Consider the following 23,778-nt stretch of genomic DNA (forward strand, 5'->3'; position numbering starts at 1 on the left):
CCGGCGGCTCTGCAGCTGCCGGAGGCCTTGTCAAAGGGAACTGGATAAAGCCGGGCTCACTGGCGCCGGGCAACAAGAAGTGTGATGTCGTCGTGGATGGTCTCGTCGCCGATATGCTCCTTAAGGTCGGCGATCATATGTTCCAGCATGATCGAGACATCGCAGTGCTTGTGCCGCTGCGCACTGTCCAGCAGACGGTCAAGTCCATAAAGCGATTTGGCTGAATCCTCGGCCTCCGTCACGCCGTCCGTATAAAGGACAAGCGTATCCCCGCTCTTGAACGGGCGCTGCAGCGTGTGGACGAAATCGCTTATGTTTTCTTCCAGGCCGATCGGAAACCCAAGATCAAGTGTGTCGATCACTTCCAGCTCACCGTCGGCGCGCAAGATGATGAGTTCTTCATGCTGGCCAGAGAGGGTGATCGTGTCCCCTTCTATGTCGACAAAGGACAGCGTGAGGTGCTTGTCGGTCCTGGTCCGTTTGATATTGCGGCAGATGGCACTGTTGAGTGTGTTCAGGAACTGCTTGGGGTCGGTCGTCCCCTGTTCTTGAAGGGCAACGGCGATGGATTGCACCATGAGCATCAACACGCCGCTTTCCAGGCCATGGCCTGTCACGTCGCCTATGCCGATCTTGACCTTGTCGCACAGCTGCAGGACGTCATAGTAATCGCCGCCCACCTCATCTGCGGGCTGCATGAAGGCTGCCACCTCCAGCTCATCGATGCCGCCGAGCTCATTTGGCGTCGGCAGAACCATCATCTGGATTTCGCGCGCAATCTCGATCTCGGCGCCCAGCCGCAGGTTTTCCGATTTCAGCTGCGTGTTGAGGCTGCTGATTTCGCCGTTGGCGCATTCCAAGTCCTGGTTCATTTTGTGAAAGCGGACCGCCTGACGCCATTGAAGGCCGGCAAAGGCAATGCCGAATGCACCTGCTCCGGCGAAATAGGTCAGGAGGAACTTGAAGGACCAAAGGTTGGCAGCAATCGACTGATCGATGGTAATTGCCTGAATGCCCCTGACGTCGCCGGTTTCCCAATCGGTTTTCGGGCTTTCCGGATGGGTGTTGTGGCAGGACACGCAGGATTCGCCCATCAGCACGGGGGAGGCGATCTGAACATGCCGGTCAAAGAACGTGCCTGCATATTCAATCTCGATGTCGTTCGCATCCCGGCTCTCGCGGAAGTCGGCAAGGGCCTGGACTTCAAACGGTGTCAGGTCATGGGAACCGCGTTCCAAAAAGGGCAGATCCGAGACGAAACGGTAATCGAGATTGCCCTGGTCGCCGATCACGTCACCAAGCTCGATCGATAGCGTCGCAGGGATCGGGATGCCGCCGGCTTTGTCATGATAATCATGCGTCGGCTCGATACTGCCGTCGGAATCAAGCACCCTCCCGACAACATTCCGGGCGTAATAGGTGCGGATTTCGGTGATGGCGCGGTCCAGATCCACCGCTTGAGCGCGCAAGGACTGGTCGGAGATCGTGCGCAGATCCAGCCAGACAGCCACGGGCAGAAGAGCCAGCGCCATCAAAACGACAACGGCAAAGGTCAGCGGGCGGTCCATGAGCGTCAGCCAGAAATGATCTATCTTTTTCAGACTCTGATTGGGCTGCATTTCGCCGGGCCTATCCGTTTCGGTCATATGCGCAGTCACGTCCCTACCTGATTTAGGTCTTCCAATTGCGTTTGCCTTGGTCATAGTGAGAAAACTTTCGTACCGCAATGAAAGTTGACGGGGATAAATTGCAATCATGGCGTGTCTGCTTTGCGCCAAGTGCACATAAAGTTTGGCCATTGGAACCCGCCGGACAACAGTAAATCCGGCGGTTCGATCCTACAACCCTAGGGGAGGGGTGATATGCAGAACCATTTGGTGTTCACGGTTATTGCGAAAGACCGGGCAGGATTGGTGGAGCGCATTTCAGCCTGCATTGCAGCGCTGGGCGGAAACTGGATTGAAAGTTCCATGGCGCGGCTGGGCGGAGAGTTCGCCGGCATCGTGCGCGTTGCGATTGCTGCAGACCAGGCGGATGCCTTGGTCGCCAGTCTCCAGGACCTTTCGGCAGATGGGATCGACATTACACTGAGATCCGATAGAGCCGGGCAGGAAGCCCAGAATGGGACGTCCGCGCATCTTGATCTCGTCTCCCAGGATCATCCGGGAATTTTGCGGGACATCACACATGTGTTGACCGCGCAGGGCGTGAGTATCGAGCATTTGACGACGGAAGTCGTTGCAGGCTCCATGCAAGGGGAGGCCTTGTTCAAGGCATCCGCCGATTTGCGTTTGCCGGAAACATTGTCACCTGGTGCCCTGAGCGACGCTTTGCAGGAAACCGCAGCCGACCTGATGGCGGATATCAATCTGGTCGACTAGATCAGCGGGCGATCAATCAGAGCGGGACAAAATTCTCTTCAATGCGGTAGGGCAGAGCAGGGGCTTTCTGACACAGCCCCATGCTCAGAGCATCATGGTGCAACGGCCCATTCGACGGCATCCTCGCGCGCGCCGATCAGGGCCAGTCCATTTGCAACGGACGTGAGTTCCTCGCCGCCGGACAGTTTCCCGGCGCCGAACTTTTCCGCAAACCGGGCCCGCACGGCCGGGACAAAGGATGTGCCGCCAGTCAGGAAGACGCGGTCGATATCCGCACACGCCAGTCCGGTTCGGTTCAATGTGGCGTCAAGGGCTTGATCCATCCGCTGAAGGTCACCTTCGATCCAGGTCTCAAAATCAGCCCGTTTGATGGTCGCCCGGAAATCGGCCCCGAGCGGCGGAAAGGAAAACTCAGCCTCATCGTCCAAGGACAAGCGGGCCTTGGTTTCTGAGACCGCCTTGTAGAGCGGATACCCCTGATCCTCTTCGACCAGCTCAATGAAGGTCTCGATCTTGTCGGGATCCAGGCACCGGCGCAGCAGCTTCTTCAGTTCCTTGAAGTCGTCCGAGGTCTTGAAGACCGACAAGGTGTGCCAGCGGGCGAAATTGGAAAACAGATTGGGCGGGAGTTCGAGGGTTTTGCCCATGCTTTTGTAGGCCGTTCCCTTGCCGAGTTTCGGCAGCACGACCTGATCGATAATCCGGTAGTCGAATGTGTCCCCGGCAACGCCCAGACCACCCCGGCCAAGAGGCGTTGCCTTGAGATGCCCGGCCTCGGTCTCGAACCGCATCAGTGAGTAGTCGGTGGTGCCGCCGCCGAGGTCGGCCACGAGGATCGTGAGATCGCTTTTAAGCGTTCGTGCGAAGGAAAAGGCGGCGGCCACGGGTTCCATGACGAACAGGATATCGTTGAACCCCAAGCGCGAAAACGCTGCCCGGTAGCGCTCCATTGCAAGGGCTTCGTCGGGCTTGTAGCCCGCAAATTCTACCGGCCTGCCAACGACCAGTCGTGTTCCAGCTGGATCAAATGAGCCACCGGACCGGGAAAATGCGGTTTTCAGGAAAGCTGCCATCAACATCTCGAAGTTGAAGCGCGTGCCGAAGATCCCGGTCCCCTTGAAGGCGTTGCTGGCGGCAAAGGTCTTCAGGGACTGGATAAAGCGAACGTCACCGAAGCTTTCCAAAAACTGCCGGATCGCCCAGGGGCCTACTTCAGGATGGGGCGGGAGCGACCGGCCCTTGTCCAGGAAACTCAAGACGGTCGGCAACGAGGCAAAAACGTCAGCACCGTCTTTGAACGTGATTGCGCGGGGCTGCCCGTCACTGGCGTCGACGGCAACGGTGTTTGACGTGCCGAAATCCAGTCCGAGTGTTCCAGGCATGGCGTTTCTCCAAAAAAGATACGGCGCCCGGATTGGCGCAGTGCCGGACCGGAGCGTTCAAGCAAATCGTAAAACGTCAGGGGCAACCGTCAGAACTTGACATCAAGGACGGCGATGCCTTGGCCAACAGGAGGGAGGTCCAGGTTTTTTACGTTTCGCTGATGTGGCGGGGCAGTTGAAAATGAGGACGGTGAGGTACGCCGATTGCAGTTGAAATGCAACAGGACGCGGGCATTAATCGATTGTGGAGTGGACGAGCAGCCGGTCAAGAAGCAGTGTTGGCCGACTTGCATTCCTGTGATGTCCAAAGGCCGGTTTCGAGGGGCTGGGTCCGGCCCCTTAGAGCGCTAATCTTGACCAGGGGGGCGGACACACCAGAAGCGCTTGTGTCATCTGCCGCACGGATCAGGTCCTGGCTGGCCGCCAAGGCTGACTGGTTTTGCTTGGCAACGTCGAGAAGGCGGCTTGCAACATTCACGCAGTCGCCGGTCGCGGCAATTTGTTGCTGGTTCTGGTGTCCGAGCCGCGAAACGACAACATCTCCGTAATGCACGCCAATCCTGACCTCCCGGATCGCGGGGGCGAGAGCGCGGGCGGAAATCCAGTCCGACACAGATCCAACAAGACTGAAAGCGCATTGCAAGGCCCGCAATGGGTCGGTCTTCGACGGAGCCGCAATGCCAAAGCCGAGCATGGCGCCGTCCCCCATGAAATCGAGAACGACCGCGTCGTGACGGGCCGCTTCGTCGACCACAATGGTATGAAATTCCTTCAGCACATCCCGGGCTTTGCGGGCGCCGGTTGCTTCGCTGAAGCCGGTGTAGCCGGACAGGTCGATGAACAGAATGGCGGCTTTCTGGTCTTCCGGGGTGGCCAGAAAATCCGGATCATCCGCAATCCGGGCAGCCAGTTTTGGCGAATGGAACCGGCTAAGGGCCGCACGCGCCTTGACGAGCTGGCGTGACTGGTGCCGGTCAAAGACTTGGCGCACGACGGAAAGGCCCAAAACCACCGGAACACTGGCAGCAAGGGGCACAGTTCCGCTCAGCCAGAGGCCCTCAAAATGAGCAAACGCCGTGACCGCCAGCCAGCCGATGCAAGCGAGCGCGAAAACGATGGTGGCCTGGGCAAAGGGAAGAAAGCTGACGGCCAGGACGCCCAGAACAACAAGGCTTGCAGCGGCAATCGTGTCGATTGCCCGGACTTGCTGATCACGCACGAGCGCCGAACCATCCAGAAGGTTTGCAATGGCGGTGGCATGGATTTCGACCCCTGGAAGGATCGGATCGAAAGGCGTCGAAAACTGATCGCCAACGGCCGCAGCCGTCACGCCCAGAACGACAAGTGTGCCGGAAAGATCCGGTTTTTCATGATGTGGATCGAGAAAGGCCGCCGCGCTGATGGTCGGAATGCTGCCCGCGCGTCCATAATAATTGAGCGGGAGGTGCCAGCCCTGATCGAGCCTTTGAAACCGCCCCGACACATCCAAAGCTTCGCCGGAAATGACCGGTATCGCACCGAGCTGAGCCCCGGCTGCCTGAAGCGCAAATGCGGTTTGAAGGCCGCCTGGCGTTTTGAAAAGGAGCGGGATATGCCGTGGGGTCCCGCCGTGATCGCTGGCCACATTGACAAGGCCTACGGACGCAGCATTTGAAAGGAGACCGAGGGGCAGGATCAGGTTCGCAGCATCGGGAACGCGCTTCGATCCTTGCTGAGTGCGCTCGAACTGGCCGGCCGCAGCAATCACGGTCGGCAGGCTGGCAAGCGCTGCTGCCAGCGCCTGATCGTCCGCAGCCGTTGTTGTGCCAGCCAGCAGGATGTCGACGGCAACGGCCTTCGTGCCTTGTTCGCGCAAGGCGTCAATCACCCCGGCCAGTGCCCGCCGATTGACCGGAAAACCGCCAAGCCGGGCCAGGGACGCATCGTCAATCGCAACAATGGCAACGCGGGGCGGCGGTTTGCGTGGGCCTTTCAGGTGTATGCGCAGATCGAGCATGACCGTTTCGAAACGGTCAAGCACGCTCGCGGTTCCGGTAATCTGCCTCTGGCCCAAGGTCCATGTCCAAAGCCCGCCGCAGACCAGAGCCAACGCAATCGCCCAGGCAGGTAGTGCCCGTTTCATCGGCCGAAACGGCTGAGCAAACGGTTGACCCTGTCTTGCGGCCATTGCCGGACGATCAACGGGTCCTGCGCTGTCACGTCCACACCGTCGCCCGCCTCCAGCAGAACAGGTTCCGAACCGTCCAGCCTGGTGACTTCAACCACCCCTTCCCTGACAAAAACGGACGTCGTGTCCGCCGTCACATCAACCACATATGTGGTGCCGCGGACGGCAGCGATGGCGTGGGGTGTTCTGATTTGAAAGGGCCCGCTGCCGGGGTCGACCTCAATAAGAACGGCATCGGACTCAAGCTCGGCCCCGTCCGGGCGCTGTTGACCTGAGGGCGTTGTCAATCCGAGCTGTGCCGCAGCCTCAGCATCAAGAACAACGCCGCCGGCACATTCGTAAACGGTGCGGTCAGGATCTGTAACGGTGCGCTCGGTGCATCCAGACACTGTTTGCGCGAAGGAAGGGGCCGCCAGCGTCGATAAAAGCAAGCTGAAAATCAGGAAAACGGAATATGGTCGCATTTGCTCATCCTAAGCAGAAATTGCCATGATATTGGTGCTAAGTGTATCCGATGTCATATGAATCCGACAGAGTTGAGGCTTGGTTCGCCGTGCCGCCATCAATTGACAGTGAGAATACAGCCATGAACGACACCGACAACCTCGATAAAGCGGCCTTGTTGAGCAGGAGTTTCATTTTTGATGCTCTCGACGATCAAGAGAAGCAGGAGCTTGCCAAATTTGCGTTTGTGAAACGCTACAAGGCCGGTGAAACCATTTACACGATGGGAACGCCAGGCCAGAGCATGGCCGCAATCGCGGAAGGGTCCGTCCGGGTAAGTGTGCTCACGCCAACAGCCCGGGAAATCACCTTGAACGAGTTGCGAAAAGGCGATGTTTTCGGCGAAATCGCGGTCCTGGACGGACGGGAGCGGTCTGCGACCGTCAAGGCTCTGACCAATTGCACGCTTGTGATTCTCGAGCGCCGGGAGTTGCTTGGCGTTCTTCAGCGCAACCCGGCTTTTGCAATTCAGCTGATTGAGCTCTTGTGCCAGCGGGTGCGCCGGTCCGATGAGCGGATGCTTGAGATTGCCTTCCTCGAACTTCCGGTTCGTCTCGCCCGCCTTTTATTGAGGCTGACAGAGGTCCCTCCCGCTTCACCGCAAAAGCCCCTGGCCAAGCTCTCACAATCCCAGTCGGAATTGGCGGCAATGATTGGCAACACCCGTGAAAACGTAAACCGGTGTTTGGGCAAGTGGCAAAAAGCAGAGCTGGTGTCGCTAAAAGACGGGTGGCTCATCATTGAAGACCGCGCCGCACTCGAAGCCCTGGCGGACAGCGACTGAGGGTCAGGCACATCTGGACGTAACGGGCGCATCGCCTGTGCCGTGCATCATAAGCAAACGGGCAAAGATCGTCTTATCGATTTGATCAGGACAGGCATGCGCAGGATCGGCAAGCGGTCAAGCATGCAAACTGGATGGCAAAGGTGACATTATGGCGGATATGCGGGCACTCGACGTTGAAACACACTCAATTCCCTTTTTCCAACGCTACGGATCTGCAGCGCGCATGCTGCACTGGTCCGTCGCGTGCCTGGTGCTGATAACCTGGCCTCTGGGTATGATGATCGGTTTTGCGAAAAAGGACGTGGTGTCCGCGTTCTACCTGCTTCATGAAAGCTTCGGGTTCATGGTGCTGTGGCTCATGCTGCTGCGGGTCGGGAACCGCTGGCTCACAAAACCGCCGCAGCACAGCGGATCACGGCCGGAAAAATTTGCGGCGAGCGTTGTTCATGGAGGGCTTTACCTGGCGCTCATCATCATGCCGGTGTCCGGCTTTCTCGCGACCAACGCGCACGGGTTTCCGCTCAAATGGTTTGGCTTGTTCGAGGTGTGGAGCCCCATCGGGAAAACGCCAGATATTGCCTGGACCTTGTCGGCCATTCACACATGGAGCGCCTGGATCCTGCTGACCCTTCTGGCCCTGCATCTGGGCGCGGTGCTCATGCACCACGTGGTGCGCAAGGACGAAACACTCTACCGCATCCTTTGACGGCACACCCGATTTGGCTTTGCCAGGAATGTGCTTGGCAATGGTATGGGTCTTAGGGTTTTTGCCAGACGGATTTAACGGAGTTGATCAGTGTCGTGATCACCCCAGAATTCCGATTGTCTCTGGCGGTAAAAAGATAGAATTGTGCGGAATACATGAATTCCGCCAATTCAAACCGCCGTAATTCGCCCTTGATGCACCAACGTTCGGCATAGTGATCGGGTAGATAGCCGACATAATGGCCGGACCGGATCAGCAGCAGTTGCGGTTCGATCTGAAGAACGGTTGCTGCAACATTGCGAAAGACATTTTGCCGGGACTTTTCCGTGCACCAGTAGCCGCGCTTCACAAAGGGCAGCTCCAGCAAAGCGGCGCGGCCGATATCGTCTGCCGGCAGGTTGAAAAGCGGATGGGTCCGCCCGCAATAAAGGCTGTGGGTTTCCGTGTGCAGCGGAAACGCATCCAGGCCGTCGACCGGCGAAATGTCGACACCGATACCGCAATGGTAGGTGCCATCGCGGACTTTTTGTTGCAGATCCTGTGCGGCCTCTTGTGCAAGGAGGACCTTCACATCACCGGCTGTTTCATGAAATTCAGCGAGCACTTCCGGAAGGCGCGTTGCTTCATCATCGGCAACGGCATCAAGGATCCCGATGCGCAATTCACCGCTGATCTTGCCCTGAACCGCACCAACGTCGGCGGAAAAGTCATGCAGTGCACCATGAAGCCGGGTGGCGGCCTCATGAACGGCGCGGCCATCCTCTGTCAGTTGAAAACCGCCGCGTCCGCGCCGGCACAGCACGACGCCCAGGCGATCCTCTAGCGCCGCCATATGGTTGGAAATGGTGGATTGACTGAGGTTGAGTTCGCCTTCGGCTGCTGAGAACCCTCCATGGCGCACAACCGCATCGAAGACTTGCAACAGCCTGAGGTCACTTCCGGAAGGGCGCATACGACCTCCATTACATTTGTTATTTTCAATGTAATGATTGATAGGTTCTTATTTTACAAGTTTTCAGCCGCGCTATGATCATTTTTTGCACATGCACAATTCATGTGCGAGGGGCAAGGTTAAGCGATGGGCGATCCCGCAGTGAATTTGAATGCGAACCTGATCGATACGGCAACGCCGCCGATACCCGAGGCTGCTGAATGGCTGTCCGGATTTGACGGCCGCCACGGTCCCGCACTTAATCTCAGCCAGGCGGTGCCCGGCGACCCGCCCCCTGCCGAATTCCTGGAAAAGATCGCAGAAGCTGCCCGGTCTCCTGAGGCTTCCCGCTACGGCGATATTTATGGAGACGAGGCTGTCCGTGGCGCTTACGCCGCAGAGTGTTCGCGTCTGTACCAAGCGCCAATCGCGTTTGATGAAGTGGCGATAACGGCGGGGTGCAATCAAGCCTTCTTTGTGTCAATCATGGCAATTGCAGCGGCCGGTGATGCGGTTCTTTTGCCGGCGCCGTGGTACTTCAATCACAAAATGACCATGGACATGCTGGGCATTGAAACACGGACCCTTCCGCTCGATGCATCGACCGGGTTCGTGCCAGATGTATCGGCGGCCGCAAGCCTGATTGACAGCAAGGTCAAGGCCATCGTTCTGGTCACCCCGAACAATCCGACTGGCGCTGTGTATCCGCCGGAGACCATCGCGGCGTTTCTGGATCTCGCGCATGCCAAGGGGATCCGGTTGATCATTGACGAGACGTACCGGGATTTCAGACCCGCATCGTCCCGGCCGCACGCTCTTTATCAGGACCAGCGTTGGCGGGACACGGTCATAGGCCTTTACAGTTTCTCCAAGGCCTATGCCATTCCAGGGCATCGTCTCGGTGCCCTGACAGCGTCCGCGCAAACTGTCCGTGAGATCGGAAAAATTCTCGATTGCGTTCAGATCTGCCCAGCCCGCGCAGCGCAGATCGCACTGCCCTGGGCAATCGCACATCTGGCGGAGTGGCGGGGCGCAACCAATGCCGAACTCCTCAAGCGGGCCGCCACGTTCCGGTCCGCCCTGGCAGCGCATCCGGAGTGGCGGATCGATCAGATTGGTGCCTATTTCGCCTATGTGCGCCACCCATTTGACGGTGTTCCTGCGCCCGTGGTTGCCGAAGCCTTGGCAAGGACATGCGGGCTCTTGGCGCTGCCGGGCACTTATTTCGGACCGGGTCAGGACCAGCACCTGCGAATGGCATTTGCCAATGTCGGGTGTGACAGCCTGAGACACATTCCCAATCGTCTGTCGGCCTTTCCAAAGGACGCTTTCGAAAATGACCTCACGTGGAAGGGCAACCGCTTTGGATAAGAACAAACTCGACGCCATCCGCGCCAGGTTTTCCGGCGAAAACGAAAGCGTCATCTACACCCCCGGCTTCAAGGCGGTCGCGGACAAGCTTTTTGATCCAGCCGGAACCCGGGTTGCACCCTATGCCGGTATTCCAAGCTTTCTGGACCTCCCATACCGGCCAACGGACTGGCAGGATCCGGATTTCAGCGGCGTGGATGTCGCGCTCGTCGGTATGCCGATGGATTTGGGGATCACCAACCGGAATGGCTGCCGGTTCGGTCCGCGTGCCATCCGGGCCATAGAACGTGTGGGACCGTTCAATCACGTGCTGGAATGCATGCCCGGCTTCGACCTGAAGGCCTTCGACATTGGCGATGTTCCGTTCAGAAGCCGGTTCGATCTTGCCAAATCGCACGAGGACATCGAGGCCGCGATCCTGAAGCTGACCGCAGCGGGTGTCGTGCCCTTGTCCGTTGGCGGGGATCACTCCATTTCGCTGCCGATCCTCAAGGCGCTCGGACACGAGGCCCCCGTCGGCATGATCCACATCGATGCCCATTGCGACACGTCCGGCCCCTTCGACGGCAGCCGCTTTCATCATGGCGGGCCTTTCCGGCAGGCCGTCCTGGAAGGGGTTCTCGATCCGGAGCGCACAATCCAGATCGGGATCCGCGGGTCATCCGAGTATCTTTGGGAATTCTCCCGGGAAACCGGGATGACCGTCATTCATGCAGAAGAGGTTTCCGGTCGCGGCTGCGCCAGGATCGCGGAGATCGCCCGTGAAAAGGTTGGAGACGGGCCGGTCTATCTGTCGTTCGATATCGACAGCCTGGACCCGGCCTTCGCGCCAGGAACGGGAACACCGGAAATCGGCGGCCTGACCACGCGCGAGGCCCAGGAAATCCTGCGCGCCCTCAAGGGCACCAACCTGATTGGCGGCGATGTCGTTGAGGTCGCGCCGCAATATGACGCAACAACAAACACTGCGCATGCGGGGGCCCAGATGCTGTTTGAGATCCTGTCTCTAATGGTGTTCAGCCCGGCTCTGGCCACGAAGTCATGAAGTTCACACGGCAAGCGAGTTCCACACAGAATGAGCCGCTTGCCCTGTTCCTGACCGGCGCTCAGTCGGTCAGCCAATGAGGGGAATTGAAAATGACAGATACAGTAAAATTCGGACTATCGAGACGTTCCGTCCTGGCCGCCGGTCTGGCGGGCGCTTCAACCTTGGCCATGCCGACCGTCTTGCGAGCACAGGACCGTTCGCTCAAGGTCGGCGTTTATGGCGGTTACTTCAAGGACAGCTTCGACAAGCACATCTTCCCGGAGTTCACCAGCGCCACGGGCATTGCAGTGGAGTCCATTGCAGAGCCGACCGGCGAAGCCTGGCTGGTGCAGCTGGAGCAGGCCGCGCGCGCCGGACAGGCACCCGCCGACCTGTCCATGATGTCCCAGGTCGCCATGCTGAAGGGGCAATCGACCAATCTGTGGACGCCGCTGGACTTGTCCAAGGTCGCCGATGCGGACAAGGTCCTGCCGCAGTTCATTAACAGCTATCCGGACGGCAAGGTTGCCGGGGTTGGGGCGGTCGCCTGGTACATCACACTGGTCTCCAACACGGAAAGCTATCCGGAAGCGCCCGAAAGCTGGGCCTTCATGTGGGACCCGGCCAATGAAGACAAGCTGGGCCTTCTGGCGCTTGTGTCTAACTCCTTCCTCCTGGAGGTGACGGCCAAGACTTTCTTCGGCGGAACAGACGTTCTCGATACGGATGAGGGCATCTTGCAGGTGATGGAAAAGCTTGCCGAACTCAAGCCGAATGTCCGTTTGTGGTATCGGGATGAAGCCCAGTTCGAACAGGCTCTGAAATCCGGCGAAATCCCGATGGGGCAATATTATCACGACGTGACCGGGCTGGCCGCAGCCGATGGGTTTCCGGTCCGCTCGACCTTCCCGAAAGAGGGCGGCATTCTGGATTCCGGGTGCTGGGCGCTGTCACGGGCTTCTGAAAAGGGCGACGAGGCGCATGAGTTTATCAACTTCATGACCCAGCCCTCCATGCAGAAGCTGATGTCGCTCAAGGTTGGCACGGCCCCGACCCTGAAACGCGACACGCTTGATATGACCGATGCGGAATTTGCGTCCGTGTCGTCCGATATCGATCCGGTGATACCGCGCTACGATCTCTATTCGACCAAGTCCGACTGGCTGAACCAGAAATGGACCGAACTGATCGTCGGTTGATGCTGTTTCCGGGCCGGGGCAACAGTCGCGGCCCGGACATTTAAACTTTCAGGAAACTCACATGTCCGGTCTTCAACTCGTCGACATCACCAAAAGATACGGCGCAGTCACCGCTGTCGATGGTATCTCCCTTGAAATCGAGGACGGCGCGTTCGTCTGTCTGCTGGGGCCGTCGGGGTGCGGGAAAACCACGCTTTTGCGCATGATTGCCGGGCTTGAAGATCCAAGCGCCGGTGATATCAGCCTGCAGGGCGCGCGCATCAACGACATGCCGGCACACAAGCGCAATCTCGGCATGGTGTTTCAGTCGCTCGCACTATTCCCGCACCTGACCATCGGCGAAAACATTGCTTATCCGCTGAAGATAAGAGGCAACAGCCGGGCCGACTGCGAGGCAAGGGTCCGTGACCTCTTGGACATGGTGCAACTGCCGGGCATCGAAAACCGCTCGACGGCACAGCTGTCCGGCGGACAGCGTCAGCGTGTTGCGATTGCCCGGGCGCTCGCCGTCTCCCCGCAGCTGTTTTTGCTGGACGAGCCGCTTTCCGCGCTCGACGCCAAACTCCGCGAGGCGATGCAGGTGGAGCTGCGCCAGCTTCAGCAACGCCTTGGCATCACGACCATCGTTGTGACCCATGACCAGCGCGAGGCGATGTCGATGTCAGATAAGATTGTCGTCATGTCCAATGGCAAGGTCGAGCAGATGGCGGCGCCTATCGAAGCTTACAAAAAACCGGCGAGCCCGTTCGTTGCCGATTTCCTGGGACAGGCAAACCTCATAAGGGTGCAGAAAGCTGAAAGCGGTGCCGCCTTGTCCGGCGGCCGTGTGCCCGGCCTGAGCCTTGGACCGCGCAACGAAGCCTTGATTTCGATCCGCCCGGAAGATGTTGTCATCAAAGGCGGGGGCGAGGGGCCGCTGCCGGCGGATGTCGTTTTCATTCGGGAAATGGGAGCAACCGTCGAGGTTCACCTCGACGCAGGCGCTGACCGTATCATCGCGCTTGCCCCGCCAAAACGCGACGGCGGCCTGAAGGTTGGGGCGCGTGTGTCCATCGATCTCCCCGCGGACGCTTGTGTGGTCTTCGACAGCCGGGAGGCCGTTTGATGCGCCGCAATCCCCCGCAAAAACCGGCCGATTACCTGCCCATCGCCTTTCCTGCGGCCATGCTTGCACTGTTCTTTGTCGTGCCTTTCGGCATCATGGTCGCGATTTCGGTGTTCAAGCGGGTCCAGGGCGGGTTTTACGAACCGGCTTTCACGTTAGACAATTATGCAAGGTTCCTGACCCCGTTCTTCGGCGAAGTGCTGATGTTTTCGCTGGCGTTGGCAGCCATTGTTTCGGTTGTCTGCCTTTTGATCGGTGTCCCGTTCACCTATCTGTTGACCCGGATCGGCCGCCGGTATCAGGTCCTCTGGCTAATCACGCTTCTGGCTGTATTGTCCTTGTCCGAAGTCATTATCGGCTTTGCCTGGTCAACGCTCTTGAGCCGGACCGCGGGCCTCAGCAACTTTCTTGTTTTCCTTAGCATCATGGACAAACCGGAGGCCTGGACGCCCGGGTTTGGCGCCGTTATGACCGGACTGGTCTATCAGGCGTTTCCCTATACGGTTCTGGTTCTCTACCCGGCCTTTTCCCGGCTTGACCCTTCCTTGATGGAGGCAGCCCGGACGCTCGGATCCTCTCCGCTTCGTGCCTTCTGGAACGTGGTTCTGCCCATCATGCGCAAGACCCTTTTGGCGACCTTTATCATCGTTTTCATCTTTGCGCTCGGGGCCTATCTGCTCCCGCAAATCCTCGGACGTCCGCAGCATTGGACCCTGTCCGTTCTGGTGACCGATCAGGCGATCTATCAGTCGAACATGCCGTTCGCCGCGGCCATGGCCGTGTTCCTTGTCCTGTCCAGTCTGTTTCTGGTCGGGCTGTCGATCCTGGTCTCGGAGAAGAAGGGCATCGGAACGCCATGAAAAACCCCGCTGCCAAACTCTTTTTCGCGGTCATTGGCCTGTTCATGATGCTGCCGGTCATCGTCATCGCAGGCGTGGCGCTGAATGCAAAGAAGACGCTGGTCTTTCCCCCCCAGGGCTTGTCCGCCGACTGGTACTTGAGCGTGGTGACGGATCCTGCCTGGCGGTCTGCCTTGTTGAATTCGCTGATGGTGGCAGCGGCAGCGTCGGCCATCAGCGTGGCAATTGCCTTGCCCCTGTCGTGGTTCTTGTGGCGCCGCGTCGCGCCCTGGGCCCGGGCCGTGCAGATGATCGGTTTTGCTCCTTTCATCCTGCCGCCGGTCATCACGGCGCTGGGCGCTCTCAGTTTCTGGGCAACAACCGGCTTTTACGGACAGCCCTGGACCGTGATCATCAGCCACGGGATCTTCTTTGTCAGCCTGCCTTTGGTCACGATCACGCTCGGCTTCGCCACCATCGACCGGGACATTCTGGAGGCGGGCATGACCATGGGAGCCGACGATAAGACGCTTTTGAAAACCGTCATTTTTCCGCTGATCCGTCCTTATGTCATCTCCGGCTTCGCCTTTGCGTTCGTGCTGTCGCTGAACGAATATATTGTTGCCTACATGACCGTTGGCTTCACCTTGGAGACGATCCCGATCAAGGTCTTCAATGCGCTGCGTTATGGCTACACACCGACTATGGCCGCCGTATCCGTGGTGTTTATTCTGCTGGCGGTGCTGGTGTTCGGCCTGGTTGCCCGCTTCGGGGATTTGCCGAAACTGATGGGCGCCTGGAGCCGGGGCGAAGGAACATGAAAATCGCCACCGCCCAGCTGGATGCAGGTGTCACACATCTTGACCGGCGCCGGAGTGAGATAGCTTCGGCTGTCACCGAAGCCGCCAGTCTGGGCTGCAGCCTTGTCGTCTTGCCCGAACTGGCGCTCAGCGGTTATGGCGCGGGGACATTGATAAGCAAGAACGCGCAAGAGCTTTCAGGCGCGGACGTGACTTGGCTGAAGGCCCTGTCGGCGCAAACCGGGTGCGGGATCGTGTGCGGGCTTGCGCTGAAACGGGAGGGGCAAGTCTACAACACAGCGCTTTTCACCGCGCCGGACGGAACGGTGATTGCCTATGACAAGATCCATCTTTACGGCGATTACGAACAGACGCTCTTCAAGCGCGGTGCCGCGTCTCCGCCGGTCTTCACCTTTGGCGGCCTGACCTTTGGCCTTCTTGTGTGTTTCGATGTGGAATTTCCCGAACGGGTACGCGGGCTGGCCTTGCGCGGTGCTGATGCTGTCCTCGTCCCGACCGCGCTTCCCAAAAGTGACGGCGGCGCTTTCATCGCCCAAAGCGTGATCCCTGTTCGTGCCTTTGAAAACCAGGTGTTCATTGCCTACGCCAACCACTGCGGCAAGGACGCAATGTTTTGCTATCAGGGCCAATCTTCAATCGCAGCTCCGGATGGGCAGCGTCTGGCCCAGGCCCCGGCAACGGATCCGGCGCTGCTTGCCGCAGAGCTTGATCCGGGCGCCTACGCGGCCTGCCGCCAGCAAAACCCCTATCTGGAAGAAGTCCGCCTGTGTTTTGACCGGAGTGCGTGACCGCCGGGCACATCTGTAATGTTCCCGTTGAGGCCGGGCCCGCAAACCGGTGGCCATTCGCAGCTACCGAGGTCATCCCGTTTTTATTCATGAGGGTCTAGCCAATTCTCCGCGCTTCGCACCAGTCTCGGGCAGCGGCGGATAGTGAGGCAATCACGATCTGACCGCTGCGAAGGCATGCGCTTCGGCTGGCGGCGCAAGATGCTCAAAAAACGGCGATTGAAAAAGAAAAGAAAATGGCGGACAGAGAGTCCGCCAAGCAATGAGCTTCAATCTCGATCAATCGATTTCACGCAGTGTGATTATAGAATTATATTTAAACAACTAATTGACTTTCTGCACTCCCTAATCGTATCAATCTCTATTATCAAGAGGCAGTGAATAGCGAGTTTTGTGATGGTCTAGATGATGGTCTACAGAGAATTGGCCATTACGCTTTGGTGGATTGTATGATGCTCTCAGATGCCAAGGTCCGGAAGATCAAGCCTGGCGACAAGCCAATTTCGGATGGCAATGTTAAGGGGCTCTATCTCTTTCCTGGAAAGTCAGTCGGCAAGGCAAAGTGGGTTTTCCGGTTTGTGTCGCCTGAAAACGGCAAGCGCCGGGATATGGGGCTTGGGAGCTATCCGGCCGTCCCCCTGAAGGAAGCTCGAGACAAAGGCATCCAGGCGCGGCGGCTGTTGGAGAACGGCAAGGACCCGCTGAATGAAAGACAGAGGCTTCTGGAAACCGAGCAGCGCAAGATGTTGCTGCCAACCTTTGCCGAGGCGGCGGGCAAGGTCCATGAGGACCTGAAGGCCGGGTTTCGAAATGAGAAACATTCCAACCAGTGGATCAACACGCTGGAGCAATATGTCTTTCCATCTATCGGCAGCATTCAGGTGTCCAACTTGTCTCCTGCGGATTTCGCTGGCGCCCTGAAACCGATCTGGCTGGAAAAGCCGGAAACGGCCTCACGTGTCAAACAGCGGTGCGATGCCGTGATGAACTGGTGCGCCGCACATGGATACATCATGGCGAGCCCCGTTGGTGTCGTCAGCCAGCTGCTGCCAAAGCAGCCTGGCAAGCGTGAACGGGTTGCCAATCAACCCGCTGTCCCGTGGCGGGATGTGCCTGCCTTTGTGCAGAATGTCCTGCGCCAGGGTCTCCAGACACGTTCCAAGCTCATGCTGGAAATTCTGATTCTGACGGCGGCCCGCTCCGGTGAAGTGAGGCTTATGGAATGGCCGGAGCTGGATTTGGAAAAGGGCATCTGGACTTTGCCGGCCCAGCGCATGAAGGCAAAGGTCGCGCACCGCGTGCCGCTATCACCCTGCTTGATCGAGCTTTTCGAAAACCTGTTGGAGGAAGTCGAGCCGGATATGACGAAGCTGGTCTTTCCTTCACGCAACAACACCCCGGTCAGCGACATGACGCTGACCAAGTGTCTGCGCGATCACAAGGTTGCCAGCGATACGCCAGACCGCGTCGCGACGGCACACGGATTTCGTTCAAGTTTTCGGGATTGGGCGTCGGAGAACGGCTACCCAAAGGATCTGGCGGAAAGGGCCCTTGCCCACACGATCAAGAATGCGACCGAGGCCGCCTATCATCGCACGGATCTCTTGGACCAGCGACGGGACATGATGCTGGCGTGGGAAGCCTGGGTGTTGAAAGGAGGTGAGGACTAAATTCGTGCCGATGTGCGAAATCGGGCTTTCGCGTTGCTTTGCAGGTCTCGCGCAAGCGGATTTGAGAATTGCAGGTTAGAGGAACCTCAATGTTCTTGAGACGGCTCACGTTGCGGACCGGCTGCTTTACCAACCAAAGTGAAGGGCTCTCGCCAACCTGTGGTGTCAGGATCCGAAATGAGATGTGTCATCATTGGGATCCTGCACAACAGGATCCGGCACATCTGCAATCTGTCCGCCATCCGGATCATCCTCGGGCGTATCCTGAGCGTCGTTCCCCGAGAGCGCATGCGGATCGTCAAGTGCGAGCACTGCCGGATCGGGCGGGTCTTGCGAATGCACGGTCTGATCCGGATCCGCGCCGCTCGCCTCCAGATAAACCGTCAGGTGCTCAGCCTGTTTAGAAGAGGGCCCGGCAGCGTCAGGGTCATGGCCAATTGCATCGAAATAGGCGGCAAGGTGGTCGCGACCTGAATTGGCTGGACCCTTGTCTGTTTCACCCGGTCTTTCCATGTCGCTGTCGGAGATCCTTCCGTCTGTTTGTTCGGGGTCGGCATGTAAGGGCGGCGCCTCTGCTGTGTCCGGAGCTGAGGCGCTGTCAGCCCCATCGACAGGATCAACGAGCACGACATCTACCGACAGGAGATCCGCATCGCCATCACTCGGTTCGTCATGAATGACGATAGGAGCCGTCACATGATGGTGTGATCCATCTGCACCAATCGTGGTCGTCGTCGACATTCCGGAAGCGACGTTGTCTGTGATGACAGTGGCACCAACTCCATCATGGGCGGGATCGAGTTGTGAGTCTGAAACAAGCGTCAGTTGCGGCACATGTCCACCATGCACATTGAAAACATAATGGCCGTGCTGATCCGGTGTGATCGCCTGCCCTCCGGAATCGAGCAGTTGGCTGCCCCGCGGCAGACTGGTGATCTCCACCCGGGTGACGGTGTCTCCTTGTGTATGTGATTGAAGATCAATGTCGATCGGATAGTGCCATTTGGCCGGTGGAGACGCTTGGAAATAGTGCGGATCGAAGCCGTGAGGCGGTCCTCCTCTCACCCAGACCCCATCATTGGTCATGATGTTTTCGACATCCTTAATCTCTGGAATTCGATGCCAGGAATGGCTGTCGTAGCTTCCGAGGATCAGCGTATCACTGCCCTCCTTGCCTTCGATTTTCTCATGAGTGGTTCCGCGCAAGTAGAAGAAGTCGCGACCCTTCTCCATATTGATTTGCTCATGCCTCATATCGTCGAAGATGAACACCCTGTCATTGTGTTCTGATCCCTTCACTTCGTCATGAACATGGGTCACCGACCGCCCGCCGTGATCCCGTTGCAATTGCTGCATCATCTGGTCGAGGTATTGGTTGTAACCTCCACCGTGCTGACCGCCGTGGCCGGCACTAGCACCTCCGGAAACGTGTTGGCCACTCGCGACATCGACCAGGACATCCAGATGTGGCGCTGTGTAAGTCTGCACCACATCGATAATCGCTGACGCGCGTGTTGTATCAGTTCCGTCTGAAACAGTGATTTGAACTGGCAAGTTGTCTTGGTGAACACCCTGCGCTGGATGGAAAGTCCAGGTGTCCAATCCGGCATTGTGAGATATGGTTCCGAATTGGGGATCAATCTGCACACTGGAAATCGTCAAGGTGTCATGATCGACATCCTGCGCGTGGACAAGCGACAACAATTCTGCGGACGTGAAAGTCTTGTCTACCCCTTGGTCTGTTTGTCCCAGATCAGCAGCTTTGGCCACCGGTGCATCATTGGTCCCGGTCACAGTCCAACGGAAGGTGAAGCTATCGGATGCACCAGCCTTGTCCGTGATGGTGACAGGAATGTCGATTTGTTTGAGTTCCCCGTCTTTCAGCCCCTGGTAATCAGTCCCGCTCGCATCGAAACTGTAAGTGCCGTCGGTATTCAGAACAAATCCCGGCACGGTCGCAGTTGTCGTGAACCGATGGGTGTCGCCCGCATCCACGTCCCAGACGGAAAGGTGGCCGGACTTGCTTGCGCCTTCGGTGACATTGCCCTGTTGGGACACCGCGACCGGCGCGTCATTGGTGCCATGGATCGAGATCGTCACGTCATGCTGCGTTCCGTCCTTCGACGTCACGGTGAAGGTGTCGGTCAAGGGCGTAGATCGGCCAGTCAACTGCTGGATTGCGCCCTGCTGATTGTTGGCCTCGTAGGTCCAGTGCCCTGCAGCATCGACGCTGAACGTACCGTATGTGCCGACAACACCCGTCTGAACGGTGAACGCGGCCTCGCCTGAATCGGCGTCCGTGATTGTGAGATCACCCGACGTGCTGATCATGGCAGGGAACGTGTGATGCCCCGGCCCGACATCTTCGGTGACCGCGCCAGAGACGGCACCGCCGATCTGCGCGATGTCATCCGTCCCGTGGATCGTAATCGCCACGCGGTAGGCCTGCCCACTGGATGTGGACACCATGATCTCATCCGTCAGGGTCTCGCCGGTTTTCAGCGCCTGGATCGTCGCGTCGGTGTTATCGGCGGTGTAGGTCCAATGTCCATCTGCCGTGGTGGTCAAGGTGCCATGTGTTCCCGCGATCGGCGTTGTCGGTAGCGGATCGGTTGCGACCACACCGCTCAGAGCGCCCGTTGCGACGAGGTCCTGCGTGCCCGAAGCGGCCTGATCCTCGGTCACATCGCCGCTGTCCTGACCCGTCAGAGACTGAAGCACCTGGGCCGAGCCCGACGAATCCACTTGCACACGCAGCGTCAGGCTGTGTCGTCCACCGCCGCCCAGTTGCAGACCAAGTGCTGTGAAGTCTTCGGAGCGTATTTCTCCAGCAGGTATGGTCGCGGCCTGCGCCGGATCAACCGTATAGGTCCAGACCCCACTGTCTTCATCCAGGTGAAGCGTGCCAAACTGCCCGACGATATCGGACGAACTGCTCGGTCGTCCGCCAGCAGACGGGACGAACATGTTGTTCGGGCGGTGATCATCGATGTCGTTAATCTGCAATTGACCACCCACAACCGCTGCCGGACCGCGGACATTTGACCCGGCCAGATCCACCATGACACCAGGATCGTTCTGACCCTTGACCTCGATGTCCATGTCGAGCGTCGCGCCATTGGTGGTACGAACCGTGACCTGTTCGCGCACACCGAGGCCAATCAGTTCCTGCGCCTTGGCGGTATCGACAGTGAAACTCCATTGACCGTCGGCATCGATGTGGAACAGGCCGTATTGCGTCGCGGTATCGCCCGATACAAAGGTCGGTGCGGTCCCAAGGCTGGTGTCGATGTCCAGATCACCGGTCACCGGGGTAACGCGATCCTCATCCGTGCGAATGATGGGCGAGCCGGTGATAACGGTATAGGTGGCACCCGCCGGATCAACGGTGACTGGCACTGTTGCGCTCTGCGCCGTCGTTCCTGTTCCTGCGTCGGTGGCAATCGCTGTGACCGTCAGATGTTGCACATCGGAATGCAGCACCTGAAGGCCCGCCGCTTCGGAACGGGTCACGGTCCATGAGCCATCGGCGTTTCGGGTGCCGGCGGACAATTCGGCCTGTTGCAATCCCTCGATTCGCCAGGACACAGATTCATCTGGATCGCCGGTATCGCCAATCGCCCCTTGGAGAGTCAGCGATGTGGTAAAGCGCACCAGTTCGGCACGCACCGACTCCACGTTCACATTCGTAGTGAACTGGGAAGGTCCGCTGCCCCCAGGAACTGTTGGTGGCGTCTCCGCGTGGAGCGCGATATAGGCAAAGGGCTGAGCCGTCTGAACTTTCAGATCCACAAACCCCGATGGATTTGTCGTTGAAGTCGCCGAGAGATCACCGTGATCCAGCGGCGTGCCATTCGGGGCATAGGCTGTCCAGGTGAACCGGTCGCCTTGGCCACCGAAGGACTGCATCGTGATCAACGCGTCGCGTGTAACGCCGGCAAATTCGATCACCATCGTTTCGCCTTGTTGAACGGACGGATCGGTCGGGTCGACCTTGCGGCTGTCAATATTGCTGACGCTTGCCGAGGTCTGATGGATCGCGGTTGCGGCCGCAGGTTCCGGTGCATCGACGCCAATACCAGCTCTGCCAGCCCCGACGCTACCCGTGGCAGATGTCAAATCGACCAGCTCGCCCGCAGATGTCTCAAAAGCCTGACCCGCTGCAAACCCGTGCAAGGTCAACCCTTGAATTGTTGCTGAATTCTGAGTGTTCAGCGCTGCCACAAAGGCCGAGGCATGGCCGGGCGCGGATTGCGCCGTGCCGACAATGGCCCCCACGCTGGGCTCATCAATAGCCCCGTTGATCGTGACCATAATGTCATGGGTGGTGCCGTCGACACTAGTCACCTGCAGCGTATCGGTCAGCGTTTGACCCGGCCCCAGGTTCTGAATCGCCGCCTGACTGTTATCGGCGGAGTAGGTCCAGTTGCCCTGAGCATCGACGCTGAAGCTGCCGTAACCATTGCTCCCGGCGACGGCAGTTTGTGCAGTGAACGCAGCTTGTCCTGCATCTGGATCGGTGATGGTCAAAGCACCGCGGGTTTCCAGTTTCCCTGTACCAGAGACACCCGAGTCCTCGGTGACGCTTTGCGATGTGACACCACCGATCTGAGCAGCATCGTCAGTGCCGTTTATGGTGATCGCAACCTGATGGGTCGTCCCATCAGCGGATCGGATGGTGACGTGATCGGTCGTCGTCTGACCACCGGTTAGTGCTTGTATCGCGGCCAGCCGATTGTCGATGTAATAGATGAAGTCCCCATTCTGCTGAAGCAGCAGGTGACCACCCATCTGCGTGTCGTACCCCATTCCCGCATAGGTCTGTGGACCAATGTTGGGATCAAACTTTGCCTCTCCGGGATCAGGATCAGTTATGTCCAGATGCCCATCGGCCTGAAGCTGTCCGTAGGTATTGATGTAGCTCCGATCCTCAGTGACGTCCGGGATGAGTGTATCCGTGATCACCGCCGCATCGCCGACGGCTGCGAGGGCCAGCGTGGCGCTGGCGGGGACGGCGGGTGCTGTGCCGTCGGTCACCGCGTAGCTGATCGCGACGGGGCCGTTGTAGTCGGGGGCCGGGTGGAAGGTGAACGTGCCGTCCGTATTCGCCGAGAAGGTGCCGTGATCGGCTGTCGGCGTGCCGGCAACGCTCAGTGTGTCGCCCGTGTCGATGTCGCTCGCCCGACCGAGCAACTGCGCCGGGGTGATCACCTGCGTCTGGTCCTCTGTCCCGCCCGGCAGCGCCACCGCGCCGGTGACCTGCGGTGCGTCGTTGCTGCCCGCGACCGTGATCGTCAGCGTCGAGCGCGTGCTGGCGCCGGTTGTATCCGTTACCGCCACCGGGATCTGCACCGGCTGCGAGGCACCTGCCGAAAGCGACTGGTACGTCGGGTCCGACGGATCGAACGTCCACGTCCCGTCCGTGTTCAGCGCAAAGCCCGCCGGCGCCGTGCCGTCCACGGCGTAGATGAGCGTATCACCGCTGTCGACATCGGTGCCGGGCAGCGTGCCGGAGACTGTCGCGGCATCTTCGGTGGTGGAGGCCGTCGTCGCGATCAACTCGGGCGCATCGTTTGTGCCATGGATGGTGATCGCCACCTCGTGCGTGACCTTTGCCCCGGATGCGTCCGTGCCGGACACTGTGAAGCGGTCCACCACTGTCTCGCCCTGGTGAAGCGCATCCACAGCGCTCCTTTTGTCGTCCAGCCGGTAGACCCACATCCCGGTGCCCGGCTGGATGCCTATCATGCCATAAGGAGAGTTCGCGCTGCCTTCGACCGCCCAGGTGATGGTGTCGCCGGTGTCGGGGTCCAGCCCCTGCAGCGTTCCCGTGATTGGTGCCCGTGTGACATCCTCGGTCACCTGCCCGGTGTCGACCGATGCCGGATCGACCGTGGGCGCATCATTCGTCCCCGTCACCGTGATGACCAGGTCTGCGACCGCGGTTGCCCCTTCGCTGTCGGTGACGGTCACCGGGATCGACAGGGGCAGAGTCTGACCAGCCGCCAGATGCTGATAGGCCGCGTCGGTGGGATCGAAGCTCCAGGAGCCGTCGGCGTTCATCGAGAACCCGTCGACCGGCTGACTGACGGAGAACGCC

General features: G+C 58.9%; 17 protein-coding genes. 11 read left to right on the plus strand and 6 right to left on the minus strand.

Features of this window, described 5'->3' with window-relative positions:
- Positions 1-56: 56 nt before the first annotated feature.
- The gene (locus tag E1180_RS22700; protein WP_341873550.1) at positions 57-1,646 is read right to left on the minus strand and encodes a SpoIIE family protein phosphatase; all 1,590 of its coding nucleotides are present in this window, start codon (positions 1,644-1,646) and stop codon (positions 57-59) included.
- 216 nt (positions 1,647-1,862) lie between these two features.
- On the opposite strand from E1180_RS22700, the gene E1180_RS08645 reads away from it, so the two are divergent.
- Entirely contained in the window at positions 1,863-2,381 is a 519-nt protein-coding gene (locus E1180_RS08645; protein ID WP_155190776.1) for a glycine cleavage system transcriptional repressor, read from the plus strand.
- Positions 2,382-2,473: 92 nt separating this feature from the next.
- Here E1180_RS08645 and E1180_RS08650 read toward each other — a convergent pair whose 3' ends face one another.
- The 3 genes from E1180_RS08650 to E1180_RS08660 form a co-directional block, all read right to left on the minus strand.
- The gene (locus tag E1180_RS08650; protein ID WP_155190777.1) at positions 2,474-3,763 is read right to left on the minus strand and encodes an Hsp70 family protein; all 1,290 of its coding nucleotides are present in this window, start codon (positions 3,761-3,763) and stop codon (positions 2,474-2,476) included.
- 265 nt (positions 3,764-4,028) lie between these two features.
- Positions 4,029-5,885, minus strand: a complete 1,857-nt coding sequence (locus E1180_RS08655) for a CHASE2 domain-containing protein (RefSeq protein ID WP_155190778.1) — start codon at positions 5,883-5,885, stop codon at positions 4,029-4,031.
- Positions 5,882-6,394 carry a FecR family protein gene (locus E1180_RS08660; protein WP_155190779.1) on the minus strand — a complete coding sequence of 171 codons (513 nt, stop codon included), beginning with the start codon at positions 6,392-6,394 and terminating at the stop codon, positions 5,882-5,884. Before E1180_RS08660 ends, E1180_RS08655 begins: the two co-directional genes overlap by 4 nt.
- Before the next feature lie 122 nt (positions 6,395-6,516).
- Between E1180_RS08660 and E1180_RS08665 the strand changes: the two genes are divergently transcribed.
- Together E1180_RS08665 and E1180_RS08670 are read left to right on the plus strand one after the other, a co-directional pair.
- Positions 6,517-7,218 carry a Crp/Fnr family transcriptional regulator gene (locus tag E1180_RS08665; protein WP_155190780.1) on the plus strand — a complete coding sequence of 234 codons (702 nt, stop codon included), beginning with the start codon at positions 6,517-6,519 and terminating at the stop codon, positions 7,216-7,218.
- A gap of 151 nt (positions 7,219-7,369) precedes the next feature.
- Positions 7,370-7,927 (plus strand): cytochrome b, encoded by a 558-nt coding sequence (locus E1180_RS08670; RefSeq protein WP_244314009.1) that lies wholly within the window; start codon positions 7,370-7,372, stop codon positions 7,925-7,927.
- A gap of 52 nt (positions 7,928-7,979) precedes the next feature.
- Here E1180_RS08670 and E1180_RS08675 read toward each other — a convergent pair whose 3' ends face one another.
- On the minus strand, positions 7,980-8,879 hold the full coding sequence (locus E1180_RS08675; RefSeq protein WP_155190781.1) for a LysR family transcriptional regulator: 900 nt from the start codon (positions 8,877-8,879) through the stop codon (positions 7,980-7,982).
- Between the two features lie 126 nt (positions 8,880-9,005).
- Between E1180_RS08675 and E1180_RS08680 the strand changes: the two genes are divergently transcribed.
- From E1180_RS08680 to E1180_RS08715, 8 genes are all read left to right on the plus strand, one after another.
- On the plus strand, positions 9,006-10,229 hold the full coding sequence (locus E1180_RS08680; RefSeq protein ID WP_155190782.1) for an aminotransferase: 1,224 nt from the start codon (positions 9,006-9,008) through the stop codon (positions 10,227-10,229).
- Positions 10,195-11,274, plus strand: coding sequence for an agmatinase (speB, locus tag E1180_RS08685; protein WP_155190783.1), 1,080 nt, complete (start codon positions 10,195-10,197; stop codon positions 11,272-11,274). Before E1180_RS08680 ends, speB begins: the two co-directional genes overlap by 35 nt.
- Positions 11,275-11,366: 92 nt before the next feature.
- Positions 11,367-12,455: an ABC transporter substrate-binding protein gene (locus E1180_RS08690; protein WP_155190784.1), complete on the plus strand. Its 1,089-nt coding sequence runs from the start codon at positions 11,367-11,369 to the stop codon at positions 12,453-12,455.
- Between the two features lie 61 nt (positions 12,456-12,516).
- Entirely contained in the window at positions 12,517-13,560 is a 1,044-nt protein-coding gene (locus E1180_RS08695; RefSeq protein WP_155190785.1) for an ABC transporter ATP-binding protein, read from the plus strand.
- Positions 13,560-14,420: an ABC transporter permease gene (locus tag E1180_RS08700; RefSeq protein WP_155190786.1), complete on the plus strand. Its 861-nt coding sequence runs from the start codon at positions 13,560-13,562 to the stop codon at positions 14,418-14,420. The genes E1180_RS08695 and E1180_RS08700 overlap by 1 nt, the downstream gene beginning before the upstream one ends.
- Entirely contained in the window at positions 14,417-15,220 is an 804-nt protein-coding gene (locus E1180_RS08705; protein ID WP_155190787.1) for an ABC transporter permease, read from the plus strand. Before E1180_RS08700 ends, E1180_RS08705 begins: the two co-directional genes overlap by 4 nt.
- A complete protein-coding gene (locus tag E1180_RS08710) occupies positions 15,217-16,008 on the plus strand; it encodes a carbon-nitrogen hydrolase family protein (protein ID WP_155190788.1) in 792 nt (263 codons plus the stop codon). The genes E1180_RS08705 and E1180_RS08710 overlap by 4 nt, the downstream gene beginning before the upstream one ends.
- 449 nt (positions 16,009-16,457) lie before the next feature.
- Positions 16,458-17,678 (plus strand): tyrosine-type recombinase/integrase, encoded by a 1,221-nt coding sequence (locus E1180_RS08715; protein WP_155190789.1) that lies wholly within the window; start codon positions 16,458-16,460, stop codon positions 17,676-17,678.
- 165 nt (positions 17,679-17,843) lie between these two features.
- Here E1180_RS08715 and E1180_RS08720 read toward each other — a convergent pair whose 3' ends face one another.
- Positions 17,844-23,741 (minus strand): VCBS domain-containing protein, encoded by a 5,898-nt coding sequence (locus E1180_RS08720; RefSeq protein WP_244314010.1) that lies wholly within the window; start codon positions 23,739-23,741, stop codon positions 17,844-17,846.
- Positions 23,742-23,778: the final 37 nt, after the last annotated feature.

It is taken from the genome of Roseibium denhamense (assembly GCF_009711415.1).
Lineage (GTDB): Bacteria > Pseudomonadota > Alphaproteobacteria > Rhizobiales > Stappiaceae > Roseibium > Roseibium denhamense.